A 26,060-nucleotide genomic window follows, 5' to 3' on the forward strand; every position below is an offset into this window, starting at 1 on the left:
TGTACCCGTGAACACTTTCATTGCAGGAGTGAAAATGATCCGCCTCGACGACCTGGCCATCTTTGTTCGCAGCGCCGCGTTGGGCAGCTTTACCGCAGCCGCCCACGAAGCCGACCTGCTGCCCGGGCAGGCAGCCGAGGCGGTCAAGCGCCTGGAGCGTGAGCTGGATGTGCGGCTGTTTGCCCGTACCACGCGCAGCCTGCGCCTGACGGCCGAGGGCGAGCAGTACCTGCCCTCGGCCTTGGCCGCCCTCGAGGCCCTCAGGCAAGGACGGGACAACCTGCAGCAGGAAAGCGCCCAGTTGAGCGGGATCCTGCAGGTGGCCGCGCCGTCCGACCTGGGGCGCAACGTGCTGCTGCCCTGGCTCACGGCGTTTCGCCGCGAGCACCCGCAATTGAACCTGCGCCTGTTTCTCTCCGACCAGATCGCCGACCTGTTCCGCGATCCGGTGGATATCGCCATCCGCTACGGCCTGAACACCGACGCCAACTACATCGCCCTGCCACTGGCACCGTGGAACCGCAAGGTACTGGTGGCCTCGCCCGAGTACCTGGCCCGGCAAGGCCCGCTGCAAGCCCCCGCAGAACTGCGCGAACACCAATGCCTGCTGTACATGCAGCAGGGCCGGGTCTACGACAAGTGGCAACTGGGGACGCAGACCGTGCAGGTGCGTGGCGCCCTGCTCTGCGACGATGCCGATATTGCCCGGCGATGGGCCGTGGCGGGCGAAGGGATCACCTACAAGTCCTGGCTGGATGTGAGCGACGATGTATTGGCGGGGCGGCTCGTCGTGCTGTTGCAGGATCACCCAGGGCCGAGCATGCCATTGAGCCTGGTGTGCCCGCACCGCAAGCAGTTGTCGCCTGCGGTGAAGCAGCTGCACGCCTGGCTGTCGAGCCGTATCGCCGCGCTCGAACGCTACTGATCAGCCTGCTGGCAGCACGCCCTGGATCGCCGATACCACCTGCCGCGTCGCCGCTTCCAGGGTGTCTTCATTGCGGCACAAGAACCAGCCTTGATCGGCAACCGCTCGCTCGAATGCTTGCGTGCAGGCCACGTGTTCATCCAGTTCATGCATCACGGTACTGCCTAGCCCACGCGAGCGCGCCGCTGCCCTGCCCCAGGAAATTTCAGGGTCGGTGATCACGCCCACATGCAGGTCCGGCACCCGCACGTCGCATTCGATGTTCAACCGTAGAATCTCGGCAAACGGCACCAGCCGGCGAAACGCGGCATCGGACGGGTACCAGCGATCGATCAGGATGATGCTGTCCTTGGGCTGTCTGGCCAGCACATGCCGGGAAATCCAGGCCCGGCTGTGCGCAAGGCGTTCACAGACCTTCATCTCCAGCTCCCGGCAGGGATGCCTGACGAACTGGTTGACCAAAACCATGGTTTCGCCCCGATAGGGATCGCTTTTCTTCTCGCTGATGCGGATCACTTTCCTGTTGTCCGCCCTCAGTGCTTGGGTGACGGACTCCAGCAGCGTGGTCTTGCCGGTGCCTTTTGGCCCGTCCAGGGAAATGAACAGCGAATGATTCATGCGTCACACAACGATTGGATTCCTTCATCAACTGACATCGACTCACATCAGGCAGTAGAACTCGCTGACCTCGGCGACGATCTCCCGGGCGGCATTGTACAGCCTTGCCTCAGGTGTCAGGGCCATGGAGCGGGCTTCGAGCACATAGCGCTGGCCGGCCTGGAAACCGGCGTAGTCGAGGGTCAGGTAGCATTGGCGGACCGTGGTGCCGCCCATCATGCTCAGCCCACCTCCGCCGCTCGTTTCGTAGTCGAACCTGACCACCAGCTCATGGCTGCCGGGAGTCACCTGGAAGAAGCGGCCTTCGACAAGGCGCTGCTTGTCCAGGCGTTCGGCCAGCAGGACACGGTCGTTGGGAAACGGCAGCGAGAGGTCGACCCAGGCCATCTGCGGGTTGGCGGCGGGCATTGGCGCCTGGCAACCCGGGATGACGGTGATCAGCAACAACAGCATCAGCCGGCGCATGACAAAGACTCCTCTGGGGCCTGTATCAAGGATAGCGCCGTGGCCTTTGCAATGGAGGGGTTTGTCAGGCTTCGGGCACCCGTGGCAGGGATTCGGCCTGGGCAGTGCTCTGCGCAGCCGGCGGGGTCAGGCGCAGCACCCGGTCGCGGCCACCCTCGGCGAGCAGATAGCCGCCCTTGCCGTCCGGGACGATGGCCTGGGGCGCCTTCAGGTAGTTGAGCACCGTGTGACGGGTGCCATCGCCGTCGATGCGCAGCAGGCGCGCACGGTGGGTCGAGTCCTCACTGATCCACAACCCACGCTGGTCGCACAGCAGGAACGTCGGATTGCGCAGGCCCTCGACCACCACCGGGTCGGCACCCTCGGCGTTGAACGCGCGGATCTTGCCGGTGGCTTTCTCGGTGTACAACAGGCGCCCGTCGGTGCAGCGGGTCAGGCCTTCGGTTTCGGTCAGGCCCGCACGCAGCACATCGAGTTCGCCGCTGCGCCAGTCGTAGCGCATCAGCCGGCCATCGCCCTTGCGGTCCTCGATGGCGTAGAGATGCTCGCCATCGTTGTACAGGCCCTGCACGTTGTTGCCTTCGAACAGCTGGCTGACCTGGCCGTTGCGCGACACGCTGACCGGCGCCCCGCCCACTTCCTGGCTGAACGCCCAGCCACCGTCGACGGCGACCATGCCGTCGGGCTTGGACAGGCCGTCGAGCAACACCACCCGGTCGCCCTCGGCGGTGATGCGCATGATGCTGCCCTTGCCGCCGTTGAGTTCGCGGCTGACCAGCAGGCTGCCATCAGCCTGGGGCAGCAGCGAGGCAGCCCGGGTCACCGAGTTGTGCAGTACTTGCACGCCCCAGCCTTCGGCGGCCTGCACCGGGTAGAAGGACTGCCAGCCGAAGAAACCCAGGGTACAGGCTACCAGACCTCCGGTACCGGCCAGAGCGAGGCGGACAGCACGTTTGCGCAAGACAGGCATCATCGATTCAGCTCCGTGGAAGTGCTGGCGATGCTAGCAAGGTGATGTGAAAAAAATGTCATTGCCATAAAGCCTGGGAAACTTCCTACACCCGCACCATGAGAATACCGTCATCACATTCAGCAATTGGATACCGGGTATTCCAACATTTAATTTGTAGATGGCACAGCCACGCCCCTATGCTGGCGGTGCATCCCCTGCACGCACCGGCCGGTGTGGTCCAAGGCATGGGGAGAGAACAACAAAGTCGAGACCGTTCATGTCGAAACCTTCCTACTTCGCCCCCCACGGTGGGCACCCGGCTCAGACCGAGCTGCTGACTGACCGTGCCATGTTCACCGAAGCCTATGCCGTCATCCCCAAGGGCGTGATGCGTGACATCGTCACCAGCCACCTGCCATTCTGGGACAAGATGCGCATGTGGGTCATCGCCCGCCCGCTGACCGGTTTCGCCGAAACCTTCTCCCAGTACATCGTCGAAGTCGCCCCCGAAGGCGGCAGCGAGCGCCCTGAGCTGGACCCGAACGCCGAAGCGGTGCTGTTCGTGGTCGAGGGCGAGATCGATATCACCGTCGAAGGCAAGCACCACACCCTGGTGCCGGGCGGCTACGCGTTCCTGGCCCCGGGCGCCGACTGGAGCCTGCGCAACAACAGCAAGGCCAATGTCACCTTCCACTGGCTGCGCAAGCACTACCAGAAGGTCGAGGGCCTACCGGTTCCGGAGTCGTTCGTCACCCACCGCGACAACGCCACCGTCATCGAGATGCCGGGCACCGAAGGCGCCTGGAAGACCACCCGCTTCGTCGACATGGCCGACATGCGCCACGACATGCACGTCAACATCGTGACCTTCCAGCCGGGCGGGGTGATTCCGTTCGCCGAGACCCATGTCATGGAACACGGCCTGTACGTGCTGGAAGGCAAGGCGGTGTACCGCCTGAACCAGGACTGGGTCGAGGTCGAAGCCGGCGACTTCATGTGGCTGCGCGCCTTCTGCCCGCAGGCCTGCTACTCCGGCGGCCCGGGCCCGTTCAGCTACCTGCTGTACAAGGACGTCAACCGTCACGTGCACCTGACGCTCAATCCGCAGCGCTGAGGGCTTCAAGGTGACTCTGCAGGTGCCGCCAGGCCCTGCAGGTTACCTGTGGGAGCGGGTTTACCCGCGAATGCGTCGGTGAAGGCACTGCCGCATTCGCGGGTAAACCCGCTCCCACAGGTCGGTGGCTGCAACACCATGCATTCCCGGCCATACTGAGCGGACCACCCCTCCCGGCCCCACGCCATGCGCCTGCCTCGTCTCCTGCTTGCCCTGCTGCTCCTGCTGCCGACCACCGCATCGTTGGCAGACGACTGGCAACTCGCCCACCAGGAAGACGGCATCGATGTCTACCTGAGAAGTGTCGACGGTTCGCCCTACCAGCAGTTCCGCGGCATCACCCGGATCAAGGCCAGCGTCCGTACCCTGATCGACCTGCAGGAGAACCTGCGGGTGGCCTGCAAATGGCTGTACGCCTGCGCCGACATGCGCCTGCTGGAGGTGGACGGCGACACCACCTGGGTCTACCTCACCACCGCCCTGCCCTGGCCGGCCAAGCCCCGCGACATGGTGCTCAAGGTACGCACCGAGCGCCTTGACGACGACACCCTGGTCCGCCACCTGAGCGCCGAACCCGGGCGGGTGCCGGCAACACCTGGGCTGATCCGCGTGCGCCGGCTCAGCGGCGAGTGGATCATGCGCCCGCTGGGCGAGCGCGAGACCGAGGTCACCTATCAGCTGCGCGCCGACCCGGCCGGCGATGTGCCGGGCTGGCTGGCCAACCGCTTCGTCGTCGATGCGCCGATGGTCACCCTGAAGACCCTGCGGGCGGTGGCCGAGCGTCAGCCGTAATCGCTAGCGACTGCGCAGCAGCAGGGACGCCAGCGCACAACCGAGCAACGCCACGCACGACAGGTAGAACGCATCCGAGTAGGCCATCAGGTAGGCCTGCTCGCGCACGCTCTGGTCGATCAATGCCAACGTCTGCATCACCTGCGGCGACTGCGGGTCGACCATGCCGCCGGGCAGGCGTTGCTGCAGCGCTCCGTCGAACAGCGTCAGCCCTTCGCCCACTCGCACCGAATGAAAGCGCTCGCGCTGCGACACCAGTTGCGTCAGCAGCGCCGTGCCCAGCGCACCACCAAGGTTGCGCAGCATCGAGATAAGCGCCGAGGCGGAGCCTGCCTGGGCCTTGTCCAGGCCCTTCACCGCCAGCACCGACAACGCCACCATGATCAACGGCTGGCCGATGCCGCGCACCACCGTCGAGGGGATGATCACGTTGCTGCCCGAGTCCACCGTCAGCGTCGACCCCAGCCAGCAGCCCAGGGCCATGATGGCGAAGCCGCTGGCCACCAGCAGCTTGGCATTGAGCCAGCGCATCAGCCGTGGCAGCAACGGCGCCAGCAGTAGTTGGACCATGCCGTAGGCGATCAGGCTCTTGCCGATCTCGCTGGCGCTGTAGCCCTGCACCAGCGACAGGTAGTTGGGCACCAGGAACACCAGGCCGAAGGTGGCCGCGCCGAACACTGCCATGGCCAGGCTCGACACGCCGAAGTTGTAGCTACCCAGCAGACGCAGGTTGATGAATGGTCGCGCGCCCCACAGTTGGCGCTGGATGAACAGCGCCAGGGCGATCACCGCGACGAGGCTGAAGCCGACGATGAAGCGCGATTCGAACCAATCCTTGCGCCCGCCCTCCTCCAGCACCACCTGCAACGCCCCCAGCCCCAGCGCCATGGCGACGATGCCCAGCCAGTCCGCCTGGCGCAAGGCGCTGCGATCACCGGCCTGGCCCTTGATCGACCAGGCCACCGCCGCCAGCAGGGCCATGCCCGGTGGCAGTTGCAGCAGGAAGATCCAGCGCCAGGAGTACATGTCGGTGAGCCAGCCACCGATCGACGGCCCGGCGGCCTGGGCCACGCTGTTGGACAGGCTGAACAGTGCCATGCCCAGCGCCAGGCGGCTGGCCGGCAGCTCGGTGATGATCAGCTGCATCGATAGCGGGATCAGCACCGCGCCGGAGGCGCCCTGGATCACCCGCAGGCTGATCATCGCCTCCAGGCTGCCGGCCATGGCGCAGCTCACCGAACTGACCAGGAACACCGCCGAGCCCACCAGCATGACCCGGCGCAGGGAGAACACCTGCACCAGCCAGGCCGTCAGCGGGATCATGCTGATCTCGGCCACCAGGTAGGCGGTGGATATCCACGAACCCTCCTCGAAGCTGGCCCCCAGCGCGCCCTCGATCTCGGGCAAGGCGGCGCTGGTGACATGCACGTTCATGCCGGCCATGAAGCAACCGAACAGGCCACCGATCACCGCCACCCAGGCGCGCAGCGAGACTTTGTCCTCAGCGCTCATGGCGGGCCTGCCGGGTGTCGACGGTGGCAATCACCGACATGCCGGGCAGCAGTCGTGGGCTGTCGTCGGCCTCCGGGTCGAGGTGGATGCGCACCGGAAAGCGCTGGACGATCTTGGTGAAGTTGCCGGTGGCGTTGTCCGGCGGCAGCAGCGCGAACACTGCGCCGGAGCCTGGGGAGACGCTGTCCACCGTGCCGCGCCAGTGCTGGCCGAAGGTGTCCACCTCAAGGGTCACCGGCTGGCCGGGGCGCATCTGCGCCAGCTGGGTTTCCTTGAAGTTGGCCACCACGTAGGCCTGTGCCACCGGCACCACCGCCAGCAGCGGCAGGCCGGGGGTGACGTACTGCTGCTGACGCACCTTGCGCTGGCCGACCACGCCGTCGAACGGCGCGCGGATCTCAGTGTCGGCCAGGGCGCTGCGGGCCAGATCGGCCTCGGCGCGGGCCTGGTCGAGGTCGGCCTGGCGTTGCAGCAGTTCGGCTTCCAGTTGCTTGCCCTGCTGTTCCAGCATCGCCTTGCGTGCATGCTGGCGGGCCAGTTCGGCGTCGGCGGCGCGCTGCATGGCCTGGGCCTGGATGCGGGTGGCGCGGGCCTGCTCCATGCGCTGCACACTGGCCGCCTGCCATTGCGCCAGGTGCTGGTAACGCTGCCAGTCGGCCTCGGCCCGCTGCGCCTCGCCGCGGCTGCCACCGCGTTCGGCGTCGGCGCGGGCGATGGCGTGGGCCTGCTCGTCCTGCTCGGCGACGAAGGCGCGCAGGCGCATGCGCTGCACCTGCAGCGCCGCCTCGCTCACTGCCAGCTGCGCCTCGGCCTTGCGCAGGCGGTCGCGAAAGTCTCGTTCGTCCAGGCGCACCAACAGGTCGCCGGCCTTGACCGTGGCGTTGTCCGCCACCGCCACCTCGGCCACATAGCCACTGACCCGGGCACTGATCGGCGCCCAGTCGGCGCGCACGTAAGCGTCGTCGGTCTGCTCCAGGTAACGGCCGTCAAGCCACCAGTAGCCGCCATAGGCCGCCACCAGCAGCCCCAGTCCCCCGGCCAGGCCGAAGCGCAGCAGGCGCTGACGACGCCGGGCGCGGGTTTGCTCGAGGGTGTGCTGGGGATCTGGGCTGACCGCCTGGTTCATGCTGGGCTCCATCCGTTGGGGGGGAGCGACAGGGTACGGAATCTGAGATTGTCGTTCGCTCGCGAATCGGCAAGCAATCGTCGCGAAATAGACAGCAGATCAGCGAATAGAGGTCCTGTAGGAGCGGCCTTGTGCCGCGAAAGGGCCGCAAGGCGGCCCCGGCGATCTTTGCGTACAGGCTGACATCCTGGAGCCGTTGCACGGCCCTTTTGCGGCGCAAGGCCGCTCCTACAGGAATGCTCAATCCTGCAGGAACGCCAGCACCTGCTCCGTGGCCATCGGCGGGTCTTCCTGCATGAAACAGTGCCCACCGGCCACCTGCTGCGCGCTCACCTGGGCATTGAGCCCCGCCAGGCGCTGTACCGAATGTGGCACGAAGGGATAGGTCTGCTCGCCGTACAGGATCCGCGTCGGCGTCTGGATACTGCCCAGGTGCTGCCACATGCGCTCTGGGAACGAACTGAAGATCTCCACCTCACGGCTGGGCCGGCACTTGAGTACCACGCCTTCGCCGCAATCGCCGATGGCGTGTTCCACATAGGCCTGCAAGGCGGCGTCGGCCCAGCCCTTGAAGATCCCGCGCCCTTGCAGCGAGGCCTGCGCCGCCTCGCGGTCGGGCCAGTGGCTGCGGCGGGTGGCGGCCTTGCGCGCCAGGGCGTGGCGCCGGTGCAGGCCGACCATGGCGGCGGCGCCCATTACCCCGATCATGCGCCGGCTGAACAGCACCGGATCCAGCAGCACGGCGCGCTGGAACAATTTCGGCTCGCTGGCCAGGATCAGCCCGGTGAGCACGCCGCCGAAACTGTGGCCCAGGGCGTAACGCGGGACATCGCCATACTCGCCGCGCCCGGCCTCGAACGCCTCCACCGCCAGAGCCGCGCTGCGGTTCCAACCGCAAAAGGCGCCGCCGTGGTCACTGTCGCCATGGCCCTGCACATCGCTCAGCCACAGGTCGAAATGCTCGCCCAGGCGCATGAGCATCGGTTGGTAAACCAGGCTGCAGAAGCCGTTGCCATGCAGAAAGTGCAGCAGCGGCTTGCCGCTGGCGGGGGTTCGCCATCCACGCAGGCTAAAGCCTTCTGCGCATTCATGGGACCAGGGAATCAACTCCATCGACGGCACTCATCGGCTCTATGAAAACGCCGATTCTACAAACAGCAGCGGATACAGTGAAATCACCAGCAGCACGGCCATCAGGACATTGAACAGCACCACCGCGCGCGGATTGCGCAGCAAGTTGCGCAAGGCGCTGCCGAACATCACCCAGACACCGACACTGGGCAGGTTCACCAGGGCGAACACGGTGGCGATGACGATCACGTTGAATACGTAACCCTGGGCCGGCGTATAGGTGGTGATCGCCCCGATCGCCATCACCCAGGCCTTCGGGTTGACCCACTGGAACGCCGCGGCGCCCCAGAACCCGAGCGGCTTGCGGCTGGCGGCGCTGTCGCCGGACATCGGCCCGGAGGTGGCGATCTTCCAGGCCAGGTACAGCAGGTACGCCGCGCCCGCGTAGCGCAGGATGCTGTACAGCGGCGGCCAGGCCTTGAACACCTCGCCCAGCCCGAGGCCCACCGCCAACACCATCACCATGAAACCGACACTGATGCCCAGGGCGTGGGGAATGGTGCGGCGCACGCCGAAGTTGACCCCCGAGGCCAGCAGCATGGTGTTGTTCGGACCGGGGGTGATGGAAGAGACGAAGGCGAACAGGACGAACGCACTGAGCAGATCGAGGGAGGCAAGCATGGCGGCGGTTTCCGGCTTTTCTGATTATCGAAAGGCCACAGTAGCGGAGGGTTGGGGGGAATGACCGGTACAGTTGGGAGAAATTGAGTGGATACACATTTCTGAGCTGGTTGTATGGCCTCCGGGTGCATGCCTTCAGGCTTGTATCGTCCTTGAGATCGAGCGCCGCCCGCGCGGCGCATCGCGGCACAAGGCCGCTCCCACATCTGTTTCGGGCCAGTTTTTCCTGTGCCATTACCTGGTCCGCCCTGTTAGTACGACGCGGTTTCAGCGTGGTCGCTACCGCTGCCCCACATGTCTCAAGACATGCACCAAGGCGGGCAACCATGGCCTTACAGGTTAGGCACGTTGCAACAGATGTGGGAGCGGGCTTGTCCCGCGATGCGCCGCGCGGGCGGCGCTCGATCTCATAGGCGCTGCAAGTCTTCCGACAAACCACCAGCTCTATTGATCGCGAGGCGCCTCGCCCCAGAACGACGCCTGCGTGAGCACCGGCACCTCGACGCGGCTGCGCTGACCGCCGCGCTCGATCACCAGGCCGCGGCCTTCGATGGCGACCAGGCGCACCCCACGGGCCAGCTCCTCGCCGCTGCGCACGGCACGTGCCGGGGCACCGTCGACACTGACGATGGCCACCGCGCCCTGGCTGCCGGCCATCACGCCGCTGACCTGGATCTGCACCTGCAACGGCAGGTCGGCAAACCAGCGCCCGGCCGGTGTTTCACTCGGTACCTGGGCCTCAGCCGGCTGCTGCAAGGCCCCGCCCGGCGAAGGCTTCAGCAGCAGGCTGGCCCAGGTTGCCAGGCCGGCGATAAGGGCCAACACCCCCAGCCCCTGCAACAGCAGGCCGGGGGAAAGGTTGGGAAGGGCAATACGCATGGTCACGCGCTCCTTGTGTGCCTGCGACCGAGCATACCGACCTATTCTCACGGTTTTGTTTCACACGGCGATCATCTTGCGCAGGCAATCTGCCTGGCAGGACAAGGAGCGCCCCGTGAACGGACAACGTGGTTTCACCCTGATCGAACTGATGGTGGTGCTGGTGATCGTCGGTATCGCCAGCGCCGCCATCAGCCTGAACATCCGCCCCGACCCGGGCAAGCACCTGCGCGCCGACGCCGAGCGCCTGGCACGCCTGCTTGAACTGGCGCAGAGCGAGGTCCAGGCCGACGGCCAGCCGCTGCGCTGGCAAAGCGATCGCGACGGTTACCGATTCGTGCGCGCCGATGGCCAGATGCTCGTCGATGGCCCGCTCAAGCCGCGCCGCTGGCAGGCCGAGGCGGTCAAGGTGCAAAGCGAGCCCCGTGGCGCGGTGTGGCTCGACGGCGAGTGGATCGGCACGCCGCTGACCCTGCGCCTGCGTAGCGGCGCGCTGCGGGTGGAACTGGCGCGCAACGCCGCCGGCCAGGTGCGGGTGAGCCAGCCATGAACCGGCAAACAGGCTTCACCCTGATCGAAGTGATGATCGCCATCCTGCTGATGGCGGTGGTCAGCCTGATCGCCTGGCGTGGGCTGGACAGCGTCAGCCGCGCCGACCGCCATGTGCGTGAGGCCAGCGAAGACCAACAGGCGATCCTGCGAGTGTTCCAGCAACTGGAGCGCGACCTGGCCCTGCGCGCCACCGTCGAACTGGTCGAGCCGCCTCTGCCCGGCCGCGAACCGCCCGGGAAACCGTTGCTGCCTGCGGTGCGCGCCCGTGCCGATCGACTTGAACTGGTGCGCTCCGGCGCCGTCTCCGGCAGCGGCTTGCAACGGGTTCGCTGGTACCTGCGCGACGGTACCCTGTACCGCGCAGCCGCGCCCCTGCGCGAGCGCTTTCCACTGCCCGCGCCCAAGGCCGCGGTGGCTGTACTGGACAACGTCAGCGCCTTCGACCTGCGCAGCTGGCAAGCCAAGGGCGGCTGGCGCTCACCGGCCAGCGAGGCCGACGACAACCCCGCCGGACTTGAGGTACGCCTGACCCGGCGCGGCCCCCAAGGCGAGGAGCGTTACCGCCAGGTGCTGGGCCCGTTCAACTGACCAGCACCACGCCGCCCGGCAACTCCAGGCAGCGTGCGCCATAGGCGACGCGGATCAGTTCGGCGGCCTGGCGCAACTGGTCGAAACTGAACCGCGCCTGTACCCGCCGGCGCCCCAGCGTGGGGTTGAGCAGCACCAGGCGTCCCGGGCGGTAGCGGTTGATCTCGTCGATCACCCGGGCCAACGGCGCGTCGCGGAACACCAGCATGCGCTCACGCCAGGCCATCACCTGGCCCGGGTCGAACGACTCCGGCATACCGATGCCTTGCGCGCCATAGCGCAGTTGGCGACCCGCCGGGAGCACCTCTACCCGATCATGGACGGCCACGCGCAACTCACCGCCCAGACAGGTGACGCAGACCCCCTCATCGTCCTCGCGCACGTTGAACCGGGCCTGCTCGGTGCTGATCACCCCATCCTGCGCCCGCACCTGAAGGGGCTGGCCGGCCTGCACCTCGATCTCGCCGGCGAGCAGGGCGATACCCTCGGCCTCGCGGCTGACCCGGGTGCGCACGTTCAGCTCAAGCTCGATCCCGGGCGTCAGCACTACCCGTTGCTGCTCGCCGATATCGGTGGCAAACGCCGGTGCCGGCGCCATGGCCTCCTCTAGCAGGCCGCCACGCCAGGCCAGCAGCGCCACCGACGCCGCCAGCGCGCCGCCCAGCAACGCCCGGCGACCGAGCAGCGGCGCGCCCTGCCCGGCTTGTCGTGCTGCTGGGCCGAGCAGGTGCCAGAGCTGGCGGGCCTGGGCAAAGGCCTCGGCATGCGCCGGGCTGCGCGCGCACCACTGGCGCAGGGCTTGGGCATCGGCCTGGGTGGCCTGGCCGGACGTCAGCCGCAGCAGCCAGTCCTGGGCCTGGCGCTGCAAGTCGGAATCGGGCGGAATCTGGGACATGGGGCTCACATGAAGAGGTCGACTATCGTTCAAGACGGTTTTCCCGCGCCGGGACCGAACCGCTGAAACACTTTTCTGTCCAGGCGCATCGCGCAATGCCCCAGCGCCGCCTTGAGTTCCTTCTCCACCGTGCGCGTGGAGATGCCGAAGCGCTGGGAGATTTCCAGGTGCGAGGCTTCCTCCAGGCGGGCTGCGATGAAGATCCGACGACGCCGGGCCGGCAGCTCGTAGAGGGCGCCCAGCAGGTTCTGGATCTCGCGCTGGCCGCCGACGATGCGCGCCGGGTCCTGGTCTTCGGCCACCTGCAGCAGCGCTTCGATCTCGGCGCCAGTGAGCAGCCGGGCGTCGGCCTCGCGGCGGTCGGCGGCGACGTTCAGGGCCATGCGGTACAGGTAGGCGCCGGGACGCTGCAGGTCGTGCGTCGCATCCATGCGGTCCACCCGCAGGTAGGTTTCCTGCAGCACGTCGTTGGCCAGGTCGTCAGAACCGAGCCGGCGCCTAAGGCGTACCCTGAAGGCGTCGTAGGAGGTCAGAAACAGCTTGACCAGCGCACTGTCCCGAGATTTGTTCATGCCGCCGCAGCTCCTTGCGAAAGTGGGCAATCCATAGGTTCCGGACGCAACAGCAGGGTCAGCGGCTGCGCCAGGGATGTCGGCGGCGCCTGTTCCAGGCGCACCGTGCGCAGGCGCTCGACCAGCGCGGCGTCGCGGGCGAAGTCGCCGGTCGAGGCCAGCAGGCGGCTCTGCACCAGTTGGCCGCCGGCATCGATCCACACCTGCAAGGCCGCCCGGTAAGCGCCTGGCCGGGTCAGCGGCGAGGCGCACAGGGCGCGTTCGACCGCGTGTTGCAGCGCCAGCGCATAACTGCCCGACGACAGGCCGCCGTTGCGCCCACGCCCAGCCGTGCCGCGCAGGCGCAGCGGTTGCAGGGTGAAGCCGCCGCCACTGTAGTGCGCCTGCAAGCCGGTGCCCTGCAACAGTCGCTGCAGGCCTTCACGTGCCGGGTAACGGCCCAGGACCTGGCTGGAGCGCTGACCGGCGAGCAACGCCTGGTCGACCAGCACCGCCAGGCCGCTCTGCCGAGCGAAGCTGTCCAGCGCCCGGTCCAGCGCCTGGGCCGGGATATCCAGGGTCAGCAGTGGCTGGCCACGCAGACCGGGGGCCGCCAGCAACCAGGCCAGCATCAGCGCGCCGACCACGAGCAATGCACGCACAGATATCCGGGCCTCCTTGCTGGCCGCCGTCGCCGGGGAAACGTCATCCTGGGGCCTGTGTATGACGCTGTGGTGACAGCCTGCGGCAACCAAAACTTCACCTCGATTGCGGCCTGCGAGGGCTAGACTGCGCCGAGGAACGATTGCCCGGAGACCCGCCATGGCCCGCCTGACCCTGACTGCCCTGCCCTTGCTGCTGACCTGCGCCCTGCCGGCCTACGCGGAACCGCCCAAGGGCGGCCAGGGTTGCATCGATGTGCAGGTGGGCCAGTCACGGGCCCTGGCCTATGACTGCCTGACCCAGCAGCTGCAAGGCACTGATCCGCGCGCCGCCAAAGGGCTGCGCGAACAGCTGGATCCGGCGCGGCAGATGCAGCGCAAGGCGCCGAACCAGATGGGGTTGGCGACGCCGGCGGCGACGTCGACGCGCATGGGTAATAGTTTTGGCAGTTCGGTGGTGCCGCAGCGGCCCTGATGGGGTTGGCGGTGGATCGGCGGCGCTCGATCTCATAGGCGCTGCAACTCTCCTGTCAAACATCAACCAACCACTACTCCCCCTCCCTGCGCAACAGATAGGTATCCATGATCCACCCCTTGCGCCGCCGCGCTTCCTCGCGCAACTGCACGATGCGCGCCTTCACCGCCAGCAACGGCCCGCTGACCAGCAGCTCGTCCGGCGTGCCCAGGTAGGCGCCCCAATAGATCACCAGTTGCGGGTCGTCCAGGGCAGCAAAGGCGCACTGGCCGTCGAGCATCACCAGCACGTTGTCGATCCGCGCCTGTTCGCCCAGGCGTCGACCCGGCAGCACGGTCAGCGGCTCGCCGATGCGGTTGAGAGGGATCTGGTGGCGGGCGGCCAGGGCCTGGATGCTGCTGATGCCGGGAATCACCTGCAAGGCCAGCGCCACGCCTCGTTGGCGCACCAGGTCGAGAATGCGCAAGGTACTGTCGTACAGCCCGGGCTCGCCCCAGAGCAGGAAGGCGCCGATGTCATCGGCGCCCAGTTCATCTTCGATCAAGCGGGCATACAGCGCGGCGCGCTGGACGTGCCAGTCCTGCACGGCACCGACATAGTCCAGCGCCCGGCCGTCCCGGCGCGGGTCTTCGACCTGCACCAGCCGGTAGCCGCCCTCGGGCCGGTAGCGCTCGAGGATGGCCCGGCGCAGGCGCACCAGTTCATCCTTGTCGCTGCCCTTGTAGAGGACGAAGAACACCGTGGCGCGGCGCAATGCCTCCACCGCCTCATAGGTGACCTGGCGCGGATCGCCCGGCCCGATGCCGATCAGAAGAAGCTGTTTCATCGCCTGCCCTGCCTGGTTGCCGATGGTCATTGTCGACCGACCACCGGCCCTTTGGCAAAGCGGCTCAGAAGATCGAGAAGTTGTAGCTGACGATGACCCGGGTCTCGTCCATGTCACGCGCCCACTTCTCGTAGTTGCTGCGGTAGGTGGAGTTGCGCAGGCGCACGCTGACGTCCTTGAAGGTGCCGGACTGCACCTGGTACTTCAGCTCGCTGTCGCGTTCCCATTCCTTGCCTTCGGCATTGCTGCCCGGGACCTTGACGTTGTTGCCGTTGATGTAGCGGGTGAAGAAGGTCAGGCCGGGCACGCCCAGGGCCTTGAAGTCGTAGTCGTAGCGCACCTGCCAGGAGCGTTCCTGGGCGGCGGCGAAGTCGTTGACCTGGGCGTAGTTGACCAGGTACGGGTTGGTACCGTCGAGGTACGGCATGGCGCTGTCGCCGTACATGCGCTGCCAGCCGGCGCTGAGCTTGTGGCCACCGAGGCTGTAGCCGAGCATGCCGCTGAAGGCACGGTGGTCGATGTGCCCGGCGCGGGCGTTGCCGATATCGTCGCTCTTGATCAGCCGCAGGTCGGCCGACAGCGTGCCGACCTCCAGGGGCTGGCTGGCGACCAGGCCGAGGAAGTGCTGGCGGTAGATGTTGTCGAGCTTGGAAACCTGGTACTGGGCGCTGACCCGCTCGTTGACGCGGTAGTCGACACCGGCCAGGTCGAAGTGGTCAGCCTCGATGTCGCAGGCGTAGCGCTTGTTCTTGCAATGCACGCGGATGTCCTGGCGATCGGTGGAATCCCGCGCGGTGTACTGGTTCAGGCGCGCCAGGGTGAACTTGAGGTCGCGCACTTCCTCGGAGGTCAGCCAGGCACCGTGGAACATGGTCGGCAGCAGGCGGCCGTCGTTGTACTTGAGCAGCGGCACGTCCGGCATCATCGAACCGTACTTGAGCACGGTGTTGGACACTTTCACCTTGCCGGCGACGCCCATCTTGGCGTACTGGTCGGCAGAGTGACGCGGATCGTGGCCGGAAGACGGCAACAGGCCGCTATTGCTGTCGGCGGGGCTGGAGTCGAGTTTGAAACCGACCATGCCCAAGGCATCCACACCAAAGCCGACCGGGCCCTGGGTATAACCGGACTGGACATTGAGGATAAAGCCCTGCGCCCACTCTTCGCGTTTCGACGCGCCCTGTTTGGAACTGCTGTGGCCGTCACGGAAGTCCCGATTGAAATAGACATTGCGTGCTTCGACCTTGGCACTGCTGTCTTCAAGAAAACCGGCGGCCTGGGCGTTGACACCGGCACACAGGAAGAACAGGCCGGCAACTCGGCGCCCGGGGGCGAGGGGGAAAGGGGCAAACATGCGAGGGAACATCCAAAAGAAAGGCGAAAAACCATCCGGGCAGTCATCTGCACCGGCACTACGCGATGAACGAATACACTTCGACCATCATCCATAATTTTCCGACAATGGCTCTAGCCCGCGCCATGGGACCATGGTCTAAGGCGTTTGGCAGGGTCTTTTCGAGCAGCGCGCAAAAAACCGGCAAAGTTCCCGACTAATTGATTGAAAGTTTGCTGTTTACCCCCTTGCGAGCGACTACTACACTCTCGCTTAGCGAACAGCTTCACCCATCCCCGTGGCCGGCGTTCAGTCTGGTTTCATGTTCGTCACGTCCCGCCACGACAGACTTACAGGAGTGATGACAGTGTCCAGACTTGCAGAGTTTCGTGCTGCCGAAAAAGCGCTCAAGGAACAGATGGCACAACTGGAAGCGCTGAAAAAGGATGCCGGCCTTAAACGCGAAATCGAATTCGAGCAGAAACTAGTCGGCCTGATGAAAAGCTATGACAAGAACCTGCGCGACATCATCGCCATCCTCGATCCGAAGGCCGTGAGCCGCGCTCCGGCCCAGGTCAAGCAGCAGCGTCGACCACGGGTGGTGAAGGTCTACCAGAACCCGCATACCGGCGAGCGGATCGAAACCAAGGGCGGCAACCACCGTGGGCTGAAAGCCTGGAAGGAACAGTACGGTGCGCAGACGGTGGAAAGTTGGGTGCGCTGATGAAACCTCGACACCCGCTTCACACTTTTTTCACATGCGCAGGCCCAGTATCGAACCAGCTAAAGGACTAGCGACCCCATCACGCGCCCGCACATGCGGGCCTCTAATTCCGGCGCCCCGCACTCGTGCGGGGCGCTTTCATTTGCGCTGAAGGCTGACTTCCGTATCATGGTCCGCCTGTTTTAGGCCCCGATTCTGGAGTACCCATGAGCCTGCACGATCTGCAAACCCTGCCCGGCGTTACCGCCCAGCCGGACACCGCCACCGCCCAATTCGTATTCAACCACACCATGCTGCGGGTCAAGGACATCGAGAAGTCCCTGGACTTCTACACCCGCGTCCTCGGCTTCCGCCTGGTGGACAAGCGCGACTTCCCCGAGGCGGCCTTCAGCCTTTACTTCCTGGCCCTGGTCGACCCGGCGAAGATTCCGGCCGACGACGCCGAGCGCCACCAGTGGATGAAATCCATCCCCGGCGTGCTCGAGCTGACCCACAACCACGGCACCGAGAACGATCCCGAGTTCGCCTACCACAATGGCAACACCGACCCGCGTGGTTTCGGCCACATCTGCATTTCGGTACCGGACGTACGTGTTGCCTGCGCCCGCTTCGAGGCGCTGGACGTACCGTTCCAAAAACGCCTGGAGGATGGCCGCATGAACCACCTGGCCTTCGTCAAGGATCCGGACGGCTACTGGGTCGAGATCATCCAGCCGACCGCACTCAAGGACTGACCTTCGTCGGGTCGCGCTCGTCGGGCCGGGAACTCCCGGCCCCTCGCTGTGGTATCTAGAAGGAACGTCTGTTCCCAGCCACAGCGAGGTAAGGACGATGCAAACCCTTCACTGTGAATACCGCGACCACACCATCACCGCCAGCGTGATGCCCCACCCCGACTCGCCCCTGCCCTACGCGGCCGGCTGCGTGATCACCGATCCCGCAGGCCATAGCAGTCGACGAATCTCGATACCGATGAAGTTCTTCGCCGACCTGGACAATGCCCAGCATGTGTCCCTGGCCCATGGCCGGGCGCTGGTTGACCGGCAACTGGACCAGGCTGACCAGCGAGTGTTCTGAGTTGGGGTCACCCGCGTCCCTTTGAATCGCGTTGCGTCACGCCAGCGTCTGGCGCTGTAACCCTACCGGCAAATACCGGGTGGCCTCCCTGTTGCCAAGAGGCCACCCGGTTCATTCACTGCGCCGGCGCCGTGGCCGGCGGCGCTTCGTTGGTCACCCGCAGGATCCCCCACAACCCCGAGGCATTGCCATAGGCGGCATAGTCGCGGAACAGGTAATCCCCCGGCACCGCGTTGGCGCCCCCGGCGCTGGGCAGCATAAAACTGAAGTGCGCCGCCGGCAGCACGCTCTCCTGCGCACCCACGTACATCGCCATCGGGTTGTAGCCGTAACGCACCGAGCCGATGCCTGGCAAGCCCATGGGGTAGCCGTGCACATCGCTCTTCTCGGCCTGGTAGTTGTGCAGCGGCCACAGGTGCCCGTCGAGCTGGTAGGTGATGCCGCGGCTGCCGCCGCTGGGCATCAGCACATGGCTACGCGCAGGCTGGCCCGGCCTGGCCCAGAGCACCGGGGTCTGCGGATCACCTCCAACCAGGGCGTTGCTGTAGGCCATGTGGGCGTTGGGCACGTCGGCGAAGCCGAAGCCATCGGCATGGCCGAACGGCGCGTCCGGCGCCAGGCCGAAGCGCAGCCACAGCGGCTCGGTCTTGTAGTTCATCGCCATGTTGCCGTTGTCCTTCGGATCACCGGGCACGCCATTGCCCTCGGTGGCGATACCCTCCACCGGCCGGCCATCGGCCCAGCGCATATTCAGCGAACGCTGCCACACGGTGACGAAGTCGCGGTAGTCTGGCTGGCCGCTGACTTTCACCGTGGCCTGGGCGCGGCTGGCGTTGTCCTCGGTCCAGGTCGCGCTCTGCGCCAATACGCTCATGGCGCCCACCAGACCCTTTTGCGGCTGCTTGATGACATCCGCCGGGGTCAGGTTGAGGCCGCCAAACTCGATGGCCGTGGTGTTGATGTTGTCCACCGTGCGGCCCAGTTGCAGCACCGGCTTGCCTTCACGCTCCAGATGCCCGGCGTAGTACTGGTACACCCGGCTCGGGTAGGCGCCGCTGGTGCCGGCGCGCGGCGGCACGGTCTGCACCGGGTTGAGGCCGACGTTGACGCCATCCGACTTGGTGATGTCGTAGGCCAGCAGCTGCGCATGCAGGCCGACGTGGCTGGACGGGCGCATCAGGTTGTTGTTGAACGCCGTGGAGCCCTCGCCGCCGGCCCGGTCGCGCTTGACCACGTTCTGCATCACCGCGGTGCTGGGCAGGTCCGGCATCATCAGCGGCAAACGGTTCTCCAGGGTGATGCTGATGCAGTCGCCGGCATTGGCGCGCAGCACCAGGGGCTCGACCGGCACGCCAGCCTTGAGCTTGCCGGTACTCGTATCGAGGTCGGCCTTGCGCACGTAGAGCACCGCGGTCGGGTCGTGCAATGGCGAGCTATGACCACCGACGGTGAAGGTCGCGCCGTCCTCCTCGTCGGTGACCGTGGCCATGGGGATATCGACCTTGCGGCTGTTGAACACCAAGGTGCCGCCATTGGCCTTGAGCGCGCCGCCCACGTGCTGGCCGATCCCGGCCGGGTCGCTGATGCTGACCCCGTGGCGATTCTCGAGGATGTCGTTGGCCAGGGCCGCGACGATCTCGTAGCTGCGCTTGACCGTAGGCCGGGTGCCGATGCCATTGGCGTTGGCCGTGGTTTTCGGGCAGATGCCGTCGAAGTTGACGGTGTTGCGCATGGCCACCGGCTGCGGGTTGTTGGGCAGGGCGAACAGGTCGGCGCGCTGGGCGGTGTAGTTGCGCATGATGCCCCAGATGCCGTTCCAGTAGCCTTCCAGCGCGGCGTCCAGCGAGTACAGGTAGTCGCCATTGGTGGCGGCGGAGCTCGAGATCATCGACACCGGCGCCATGAACCCGAGCTGCTCGGAGATGCCCACCATCTGCGACGATTTCCACCCCGAGTTGGAGCTGTTGCCGAAGCCTGAACCGTTCTGCAGCCACTTCACGCCGTGCAGGGTGACGTTGTGCTCCTCCTCATGGCCACCGGCGTGCATGCGCAGGCGCACGTTGTCGCCGGAGTAGGTGCGCAGCAACGGCGTGAACGGGTCACCCGGCTCGCTGCCCTTGTTCACGTGCGGCGGGAACAGCGTGGTGCCGCCGGTGGGGCCGGTGGCCTGGGTGATCGCCGAAGGCGCCAGGTTCATCGCCGGGATGGCGCGGTCGGTGCGGCTCTGCATGGCATAGGCCAGGTCGCCGCCCAGGCCGTCGGCCTGCATGCCGCGCTTGCCGTCCGGGCCGACCTTGTTCGGGTCGAACACGCGCAGGGCCAGCGGCTCGTTGCGGTAGTTGACGACGAACATGCCCGGGTCATCCACCGAGATCGCCTGCGGGCACGGCCGCGTCGGGCAGCCCGGGCTCAGCCCGCCACGGGACTCGACCACCGATTCGAGCAGCGTCGAGGCTTTCTGCCGCACCGGCGGGTTGATCGCGTAGCGGAAGCTGTCGGCGGTGGCCGGGTAAGCCTGGCCATCCGGTATGCCGTTGGGGCCGGCCCCCACATACACACCAGCCTCGTAGGCATGCTGGAAGTCGCTGTACTCGAGGAAGAACTCACGGTAGCTGTCGTTTTTGCCGTCGCCGTCATGGTCGCCGGTCTGGATCACCGCCTGCCACGAGGTCGGGCCACCGTCCTGACGGGTGGCCGGGTTGTACAGCTGCTCGCCGGTCTCGGCGTGGTACCAGGTGGAACCGGCGGGCTCGGCCAGCACGGTCGCGTACAGCCCCAGTTGCTGGTGGGTCGATGGGCCGAGGTGGTCATGGGTGAAGATGGTGCCCAGGCCACGGTCGACGTTGTGCACGTTCACCAGCGGGTCGGCGAACCAGCGCTGCATGGCGCTGCGCGCGCCGAGCCAGTCGGCCCGGCCGAAGCGCCCGAAGTACGGATGCTGTTTGGCTTTCGGGCACGCGGCGCTGCCGTCGCGGGTATCGCCCTCGGTGCAGTTGTTGAAGCTGCGGATGGCATGCACGCGCTCGACCACGCTACCGGGCGAGAGGATGCCGTCCTCGTAGTTCCAGCCATTGGCCGAACCGTCGGCGGCGGTCAGGTCCCACTTGGGCAGGTGGATATGCTGGCCGATCACGTCGGTCGGCGTGCGCACCTGGTAGTCGTCCATCTCGTAGAACGACGGAATCAGGTTGGTGTGCACGTACTGGGTGCAGTCGAAGGTGTTCATGCGCATCACCAGCGGCTCCGGCGGACGCTGCTTGGTGATCACCGGCCAGGCGTCCTCCCACAGGGCGAGGATGCGCGCCTGCGGGAAGTGGTAGCCGACCTTGTTGTACACCGCGTCGAACTGGATGTTGGCGGCCTTGTAGATACGCGGGCGGTCGGCGGTGAAGGTGGACGAACCGCGGAAACTCATGCCGCTGAGGTTCTCACCGCTGAAGAACTCGCCGATGCCCGAGGACTGGGTCAGGCGCTTGCCACGGTCATCCATGCACGGCTCGTAGAACGGCGCCCCTGCCGTGGGCAGCGCGCCGTTGGTGCGGAAGGCCTTGGCCACCGGCGCGCTGCCGGGGATCAGGGCAAAGCTCGGGTGCTCGGCCTTGGCGTGGAACTGCATGGCGGCCTGCTCGACCTCGGTGCCCTCCTCGGGCAGGTAGATCGGCTTGGCCTTGTGCACCACCTTGGAGAAATCCAGCTTGGTGGTGGTGGTCACCGCTTCACCGCCGGCCGATACGCCGTCCAGCGCGTGACGACCGAGGCCACCGTCCCAGCCGTCGACCTGGTTGGGGTCGAGGTTGGCCCACAGGGCCTTGCCACTGTCCTTGAGCTGGCGAGCCAGGGCCGGGTCGAGCATGTCCAGCGGCGGGGTTGGTGGGCGCTGGCCGACGCTGCTTTCCATGCCGCCGATCCAGAACGGGTAACCAGGGTTCTTCAGGCTGCCGTCGGCGTTGCGGTTGGTCTCGCTGCGGTCGACCAGGGCCAGGGAGCCGACCGCGCGCGGGGTGGCTGGCACGTGCGGATGGTCGTCGCCCTCCTCCTCTTCGTCGTCATCTGCATGCCCGGCGACCAGGGTCTCGGACAGCTTGGGCACCACGGTGACCTTGCCCGGCATAGGCGCCATGGCCTTGCCCGGCAGCGGCACGATGGCCGGGATCGGCGTGCCGGCAATGATCTCGCCGTCCGGCAGCGCCCGGGCGCCTTGGGCCGGCTTGCCATTGCGCAGGGCGAATGGCGTGCTGTGGAAGCCGTTGGCACCCTCGCCGCTGACTTCCAGGCGGGTACCCGGCTCGAACACATCGTGCACCCGCCACATGGCCCACATGCCCTGGGCGAAGTGCGGGTAGAAGTGGCAGTGATAGATGGCGTCGCCCGCCACCCGATTGCGGTTGCCCGAGCCACCGTTGGCGATCTCGTAGGTGTAGCCCACCCCCGGGCCGATGCCCTGGGCGTCGATGTAGTCGGAGTTGTCGTCGTTGGGGTTGAACAGCCACTGGTGCCCGTGCAGGTGGAAGATGTGCTGCTCGTGGCCGTTGTGGGTGTTGCGGAACTTGGTGAAGTCGCCGATGTAGCTGTGGTGCACGTTGGCGGGCTCGGCCGGGTACAGGGCCATGGTCGCCTTGACCCCGGTAGCGCTGGCCGGCGGCGTCTGGCCAGGGCGGATGTTCTCCAGCCCGACGTTGGCCGGGATATCCACCAGGGTGCCGATATCGCCCACGGTGTGGGCACTGAGGAAGAACTCCTCATAGGCGCACGACAGGCAGTCGTGCATCGGCCCCACGCCCAGGCGGTTGGACACCACCTCGGCGCCCATGCCACCGGAGCCGTAGTTGATCATGAACGAATCGCGGGTCGGCTCGAGCACATGGCCCATGACCGGGTCCGCCCAGTAGGCGGGGAACGCCTGGGTCGCGGCCACCTCGTCGGCGAATTGCGAGGCGAAGTCGCGGAAGGCCTCCAACCGATTGGGCAGCGCCGGGTTGCGCTTGCCAACGCTTTCCAATGGGTAGGTGCTGGCCGGGAAGCTGCCGTCGGGGTTGGGGCCCATGACGATGGCGTCGGTCTCGCTGCTGAGGATCTCGTTACCATCGAGCATGGCGATGATCGGCTTGCCGGCCTTGCCCTCGGCGATCCACGGCTCGGCGTTGGGGTAGCGGGCCTGGTAGTCGATCACCGGCTGGCCGGTGGCCGTGCGCCCCGTGGTGGCCAGGCGCATCTCTTCCTCGGTCAAGGTGTTGCGGTAGGTACGCCCGGCCTTGGGCACCACCACCACCTGGCCGAACAGGCCGTTGGCGACGTTGCCGGCGCCGCCCTGGCCGCCGAAGGTGGCGCCCTGGCTGGTGACGGCGAACGCGCCTTCGCGCTCGGCGTACAGGGTGTAGCTGCGGGTGCCACCCGGGGCAACCAGGAAGTTGCCGTTGCGCCCGGTGTTGGCGGCGATGTCGCCGATGCTGTTGACCGCCTGCAGGCCGTTGACCTGGAAGCCGACATGGCGGTCGGTGACTTGCTCGTCGGCAACGAAGTGTTCGTCACCCTCGTTCTCGACCTCGGCGCCCTCTTCTTCCTCGCCTTCGACTTCGGTTTCGTCGTGGTCGATGCCGTGCTTGTTGGGGTTAGCCTGGTAGGCCAGCAGGTTGGTCAGGTTGACCGTCAGGCAGTCACCGGCGGCGACCCGCAGCACGATCGGCCGCGGGCGCTTGTCCGGGCGCAGGGTGACCTTGCCCGGTACCGCGGCGCCGCCCTTGCTCAAAGGCACCCGGTGCTCGTCCACCACATCGTGGCGCAGGGCGTACATCATGCCGTTGGCGTTCTGCGCACCGAGGCGGTTGAACATCAGTGGCTGATCCAGCGCCACCACGTTGGCCACCAGCGTGCGCTGGCACTGCACCGCGGCTTCGCTGGAGACCTGCCAGCCCAGCAGGGCCAGCAGGAAGGTGGACAGGACCGGGCCTTTGCGAGGGGTCGACATGGGGCACCTCCGGGGACACAGGGATACTGCGGGGAGGTGAGCAAGGCTTGTGCCATGAATTTAATTGTTGTTTATCAAGTGCTTGAGAGAAATAGAAAGGATGAGCTGGGCGCTTTCACCCTTAATTGGGGGGCTTTGCCGGAACAGCGTGGGAGCAAGATCTCTGTAGGAGCGGCCTTGTGCCGCGAAAGGGCTGCACCGCAGCCCCGGCGTTCTTTGCAACAACGCTGAAATCCCGGGGCCGCTTCGCACCCCTTTCGCGGCACAAGGCCGCTCCTACAGGTTGGCGTGGTACCTGTGTGCCGCTCCCACGCAATCGAATCGATAGCATTTAGTGATTGAACACGCGCGCAAAGGTGCAGTAAGCTCGGACCCAATCACTGGAGAGCAACATGTCGAAACAAACCCGCAACCACGCCAACCACACCGGTCGCTCCGCGCACCGCGTGCTGGCCGTTGCCGGTCGTAACGCCGTTGCCAGCTTTTATTTTGGGTATTGGTTTAGCCACTAGGCGCCGATGACCCATCCGGCGCCCACCTTCGAGGGGCCGCCGAACATGAGAATACTCAAACCCCCGGTCGGCTCCCCGACCGGGGGTTTTGCTTTTCCGGGCCCACGAAACACACCGATTACCTTGAGGACAGCGTCATGAACTACACCACCTACTACCGCACCTATGCATGGCGATTTAGCCAGTTCCGTTCGGGCCAGCCTGCCGCCTCCGTTCGGTCGATTTCCGGTGGCAATGCCGCACAGACACCCCATTTGACGATCAGTCGAACACCTCGATAGGGCCGACGACGCGGGCCAGAACCCGCCGTCCGCCCAGGGAAAAAACGCCATGCAAGCCTCGAACCTCGCCCTGCCCCTGACCCAGCCGCACGCTGCCAACACCACCGTCAGCCAGCGCCTGCCCAGCCCGCACCTGCTCAAGCAGCAGATGCCGCTGTCCAGCGAACTCACCCAGCAAGTCCACGCGCACCGCCAGGCGATCCGGGCCATCCTCGAAGGCCGCGACGAACGTCTGCTGGTGGTGGTCGGCCCCTGCTCGATCCATGACCCGCGCTCGGCCCTCGAATACGCCGACCGCCTGGCCGCGCTCAGCCGCGAAGTCGACGACAAGCTGCTGCTGGTGATGCGCGCCTACGTAGAGAAGCCGCGCACCACCGTGGGTTGGAAAGGCCTGGCCTACGATCCGCACCTCGATGGCAGCGACGACATGCACGCCGGCATCGCCCTGTCCCGCGGCCTGATGCTGGGCATGCTCGAACGCGGCCTGCCGATCGCCACCGAGTTGCTGCAGCCGATGGCCGCCGGCTACTTCGACGACCTGCTGGGCTGGGCCGCCATCGGCGCACGCACCACCGAATCGCAGATCCACCGCGAGATGGTCAGCGGCCTGGAGCTGCCGGTCGGCTTCAAGAACGGCACCGACGGCGGTATCGGCATCGCCTGCGACGCCATGCGCAGCGCCGCCCACCCGCACCGCCACTTCGGCATGGACGCCCAGGGCCACCCGGCGATCATCGAGACGTTGGGCAACCCCGATACCCACCTGGTGCTGCGCGGCGGGCACAAGGGTCCGAACTACGACGCCCAGAGCATCGCCCTGGCCCGCCAGGGGCTGGCCAAGGCAGGTCTGGCGCCACGGATCATGGTCGACTGCAGCCACGCCAACAGCGGCAAGGACCCGGCGCGCCAGCCGGCGGTGTTCGAGGATGTGCTGGCCCAGCGCCTGGCCGGCGACCGTTCGCTGGTCGGGGTGATGCTCGAAGGTCACCTGTTCGATGGTTGCCAGGCCCTGGGCAAAGGCGCGCTGAAGTACGGCGTGTCGATCACCGACGGCTGCCTGGGCTGGGAGGCGACCGAGGCCCTGCTGCGCGAGGCTGCCGCACGCCTGTAAGCCTGCATGGCAAGCCTTGCGAGACACGGCACGAACAAGTGCGCTAGGCTTGCCTTTTTGATCCCAAGGAGCAGTACCCATGGCCCGAGCCACCGCCCGCCACATCCTGGTTGCCAGCGAAGAGAAGTGCAACGAACTCAAAGCGCAGATCGAAGCCGGCGCCGACTTCGCCGAAGTCGCCAAGGCCAACTCCACCTGCCCGTCCAGCCGCCAAGGCGGCGACCTGGGCTCGTTCGGCCCGGGCCAGATGGTCAAGGAATTCGACACCGTGGTCTTCAGCGCGCCGCTGAATGTCGTCCAGGGTCCGGTGAAGACCCAGTTCGGCTACCACCTGCTGGAAGTGACCAGCCGTCAGGACTAAGTCATCGCAGGC

General features: G+C 66.3%; 25 protein-coding genes. 11 read left to right on the forward strand and 14 right to left on the reverse strand.

All coding sequences use genetic code 11. The features are described 5' to 3' along the window. The first annotated feature begins 34 nt into the window (after positions 1-34). Positions 35-925, forward strand: coding sequence for a LysR family transcriptional regulator (locus tag NMG10_RS02115; protein ID WP_203646485.1), 891 nt, complete (start codon positions 35-37; stop codon positions 923-925). Here NMG10_RS02115 and NMG10_RS02120 read toward each other — a convergent pair whose 3' ends face one another. From NMG10_RS02120 to NMG10_RS02130, 3 genes are all read right to left on the reverse strand, one after another. Beyond that, complete coding sequence (locus NMG10_RS02120; RefSeq protein WP_203646487.1) at positions 926-1,543, reverse strand: dTMP kinase; 618 nt, start codon at positions 1,541-1,543, stop codon at positions 926-928. Between the two features lie 42 nt (positions 1,544-1,585). Next, the gene (locus tag NMG10_RS02125; protein WP_203646489.1) at positions 1,586-2,008 is read right to left on the reverse strand and encodes a hypothetical protein; all 423 of its coding nucleotides are present in this window, start codon (positions 2,006-2,008) and stop codon (positions 1,586-1,588) included. A 64-nt stretch (positions 2,009-2,072) separates the two neighbouring features. After that, a complete protein-coding gene (locus tag NMG10_RS02130; protein WP_254463709.1) occupies positions 2,073-2,981 on the reverse strand; it encodes a hypothetical protein in 909 nt (302 codons plus the stop codon). Between the two features lie 256 nt (positions 2,982-3,237). Between NMG10_RS02130 and NMG10_RS02135 the strand changes: the two genes are divergently transcribed. Together NMG10_RS02135 and NMG10_RS02140 are read left to right on the forward strand one after the other, a co-directional pair. Next, positions 3,238-4,074 carry a bifunctional allantoicase/(S)-ureidoglycine aminohydrolase gene (locus tag NMG10_RS02135; protein ID WP_110739035.1) on the forward strand — a complete coding sequence of 279 codons (837 nt, stop codon included), beginning with the start codon at positions 3,238-3,240 and terminating at the stop codon, positions 4,072-4,074. 186 nt (positions 4,075-4,260) lie between these two features. After that, positions 4,261-4,866, forward strand: a complete 606-nt coding sequence (locus NMG10_RS02140) for an START domain-containing protein (RefSeq protein WP_203646493.1) — start codon at positions 4,261-4,263, stop codon at positions 4,864-4,866. A 3-nt stretch (positions 4,867-4,869) separates the two neighbouring features. On the opposite strand, the gene NMG10_RS02145 is transcribed toward NMG10_RS02140, so the two are convergent. From NMG10_RS02145 to NMG10_RS02165, 5 genes are all read right to left on the reverse strand, one after another. Further along, complete coding sequence (locus tag NMG10_RS02145) at positions 4,870-6,378, reverse strand: MDR family MFS transporter (RefSeq protein WP_234561173.1); 1,509 nt, start codon at positions 6,376-6,378, stop codon at positions 4,870-4,872. Next, complete coding sequence (locus NMG10_RS02150) at positions 6,368-7,504, reverse strand: HlyD family secretion protein (RefSeq protein WP_254463711.1); 1,137 nt, start codon at positions 7,502-7,504, stop codon at positions 6,368-6,370. Before NMG10_RS02150 ends, NMG10_RS02145 begins: the two co-directional genes overlap by 11 nt. A gap of 240 nt (positions 7,505-7,744) precedes the next feature. After that, the gene (locus NMG10_RS02155) at positions 7,745-8,617 is read right to left on the reverse strand and encodes an alpha/beta fold hydrolase (protein WP_254463713.1); all 873 of its coding nucleotides are present in this window, start codon (positions 8,615-8,617) and stop codon (positions 7,745-7,747) included. 18 nt (positions 8,618-8,635) lie between these two features. Beyond that, positions 8,636-9,256, reverse strand: coding sequence for a LysE family translocator (locus NMG10_RS02160; RefSeq protein ID WP_203646499.1), 621 nt, complete (start codon positions 9,254-9,256; stop codon positions 8,636-8,638). Positions 9,257-9,700: 444 nt separating this feature from the next. Next, on the reverse strand, positions 9,701-10,135 hold the full coding sequence (locus tag NMG10_RS02165; RefSeq protein ID WP_234561170.1) for a general secretion pathway protein GspC: 435 nt from the start codon (positions 10,133-10,135) through the stop codon (positions 9,701-9,703). Between the two features lie 115 nt (positions 10,136-10,250). Between NMG10_RS02165 and NMG10_RS02170 the strand changes: the two genes are divergently transcribed. Together NMG10_RS02170 and NMG10_RS02175 are read left to right on the forward strand one after the other, a co-directional pair. Beyond that, positions 10,251-10,685 (forward strand): GspH/FimT family pseudopilin, encoded by a 435-nt coding sequence (locus NMG10_RS02170; RefSeq protein WP_254463715.1) that lies wholly within the window; start codon positions 10,251-10,253, stop codon positions 10,683-10,685. Next, positions 10,682-11,275, forward strand: coding sequence for a type II secretion system protein J (locus NMG10_RS02175; protein WP_232856253.1), 594 nt, complete (start codon positions 10,682-10,684; stop codon positions 11,273-11,275). Before NMG10_RS02170 ends, NMG10_RS02175 begins: the two co-directional genes overlap by 4 nt. On the opposite strand, the gene NMG10_RS02180 is transcribed toward NMG10_RS02175, so the two are convergent. From NMG10_RS02180 to NMG10_RS02190, 3 genes are read right to left on the reverse strand one after another with little or no spacing between them, the layout of a single operon-like run. Further along, positions 11,268-12,170, reverse strand: coding sequence for a FecR family protein (locus NMG10_RS02180; protein ID WP_254463717.1), 903 nt, complete (start codon positions 12,168-12,170; stop codon positions 11,268-11,270). The two genes, NMG10_RS02175 and NMG10_RS02180, sit on opposite strands and share 8 nt — an antisense overlap. 29 nt (positions 12,171-12,199) lie before the next feature. Then, on the reverse strand, positions 12,200-12,742 hold the full coding sequence (locus tag NMG10_RS02185; protein WP_254463719.1) for an RNA polymerase sigma factor: 543 nt from the start codon (positions 12,740-12,742) through the stop codon (positions 12,200-12,202). Further along, positions 12,739-13,383, reverse strand: a complete 645-nt coding sequence (locus NMG10_RS02190; RefSeq protein ID WP_254463721.1) for an STN domain-containing protein — start codon at positions 13,381-13,383, stop codon at positions 12,739-12,741. Before NMG10_RS02190 ends, NMG10_RS02185 begins: the two co-directional genes overlap by 4 nt. Before the next feature lie 160 nt (positions 13,384-13,543). Between NMG10_RS02190 and NMG10_RS02195 the strand changes: the two genes are divergently transcribed. Further along, positions 13,544-13,858: a hypothetical protein gene (locus NMG10_RS02195; protein ID WP_232856256.1), complete on the forward strand. Its 315-nt coding sequence runs from the start codon at positions 13,544-13,546 to the stop codon at positions 13,856-13,858. Between the two features lie 73 nt (positions 13,859-13,931). Here NMG10_RS02195 and cobF read toward each other — a convergent pair whose 3' ends face one another. Then, positions 13,932-14,684 (reverse strand): precorrin-6A synthase (deacetylating), encoded by a 753-nt coding sequence (gene cobF, locus NMG10_RS02200; protein WP_254463723.1) that lies wholly within the window; start codon positions 14,682-14,684, stop codon positions 13,932-13,934. Between the two features lie 64 nt (positions 14,685-14,748). Further along, positions 14,749-16,038, reverse strand: coding sequence for an OprD family porin (locus tag NMG10_RS02205; RefSeq protein ID WP_254463725.1), 1,290 nt, complete (start codon positions 16,036-16,038; stop codon positions 14,749-14,751). Between the two features lie 346 nt (positions 16,039-16,384). Between NMG10_RS02205 and NMG10_RS02210 the strand changes: the two genes are divergently transcribed. The 3 genes from NMG10_RS02210 (at position 16,385) to NMG10_RS02220 (ending at position 17,818) form a co-directional block, all read left to right on the forward strand. Beyond that, positions 16,385-16,741 (forward strand): histone-like nucleoid-structuring protein, MvaT/MvaU family, encoded by a 357-nt coding sequence (locus tag NMG10_RS02210; RefSeq protein ID WP_186713382.1) that lies wholly within the window; start codon positions 16,385-16,387, stop codon positions 16,739-16,741. A 206-nt stretch (positions 16,742-16,947) separates the two neighbouring features. After that, positions 16,948-17,475 carry a lactoylglutathione lyase gene (gloA, locus tag NMG10_RS02215; RefSeq protein ID WP_254463726.1) on the forward strand — a complete coding sequence of 176 codons (528 nt, stop codon included), beginning with the start codon at positions 16,948-16,950 and terminating at the stop codon, positions 17,473-17,475. 97 nt (positions 17,476-17,572) lie between these two features. Next, positions 17,573-17,818, forward strand: coding sequence for a hypothetical protein (locus tag NMG10_RS02220; protein ID WP_203646509.1), 246 nt, complete (start codon positions 17,573-17,575; stop codon positions 17,816-17,818). A gap of 115 nt (positions 17,819-17,933) precedes the next feature. Here the strand turns inward: NMG10_RS02220 and mnxG are convergent, their stop codons facing one another. Continuing rightward, positions 17,934-23,783: a manganese-oxidizing multicopper oxidase MnxG gene (gene mnxG / locus NMG10_RS02225; RefSeq protein ID WP_254463728.1), complete on the reverse strand. Its 5,850-nt coding sequence runs from the start codon at positions 23,781-23,783 to the stop codon at positions 17,934-17,936. A gap of 842 nt (positions 23,784-24,625) precedes the next feature. Here mnxG and NMG10_RS02230 point away from each other — a divergent pair. Both NMG10_RS02230 and NMG10_RS02235 read left to right on the forward strand, forming a co-directional pair. Further along, the gene (locus NMG10_RS02230; RefSeq protein WP_234561164.1) at positions 24,626-25,687 is read left to right on the forward strand and encodes a 3-deoxy-7-phosphoheptulonate synthase; all 1,062 of its coding nucleotides are present in this window, start codon (positions 24,626-24,628) and stop codon (positions 25,685-25,687) included. A 79-nt stretch (positions 25,688-25,766) separates the two neighbouring features. Then, complete coding sequence (locus NMG10_RS02235; RefSeq protein ID WP_232857613.1) at positions 25,767-26,048, forward strand: peptidylprolyl isomerase; 282 nt, start codon at positions 25,767-25,769, stop codon at positions 26,046-26,048. Positions 26,049-26,060: the final 12 nt, after the last annotated feature.

This window comes from Pseudomonas sp. DVZ6 (genome assembly GCF_024259445.1).
Lineage (GTDB): Bacteria > Pseudomonadota > Gammaproteobacteria > Pseudomonadales > Pseudomonadaceae > Aquipseudomonas > Aquipseudomonas peradeniyensis.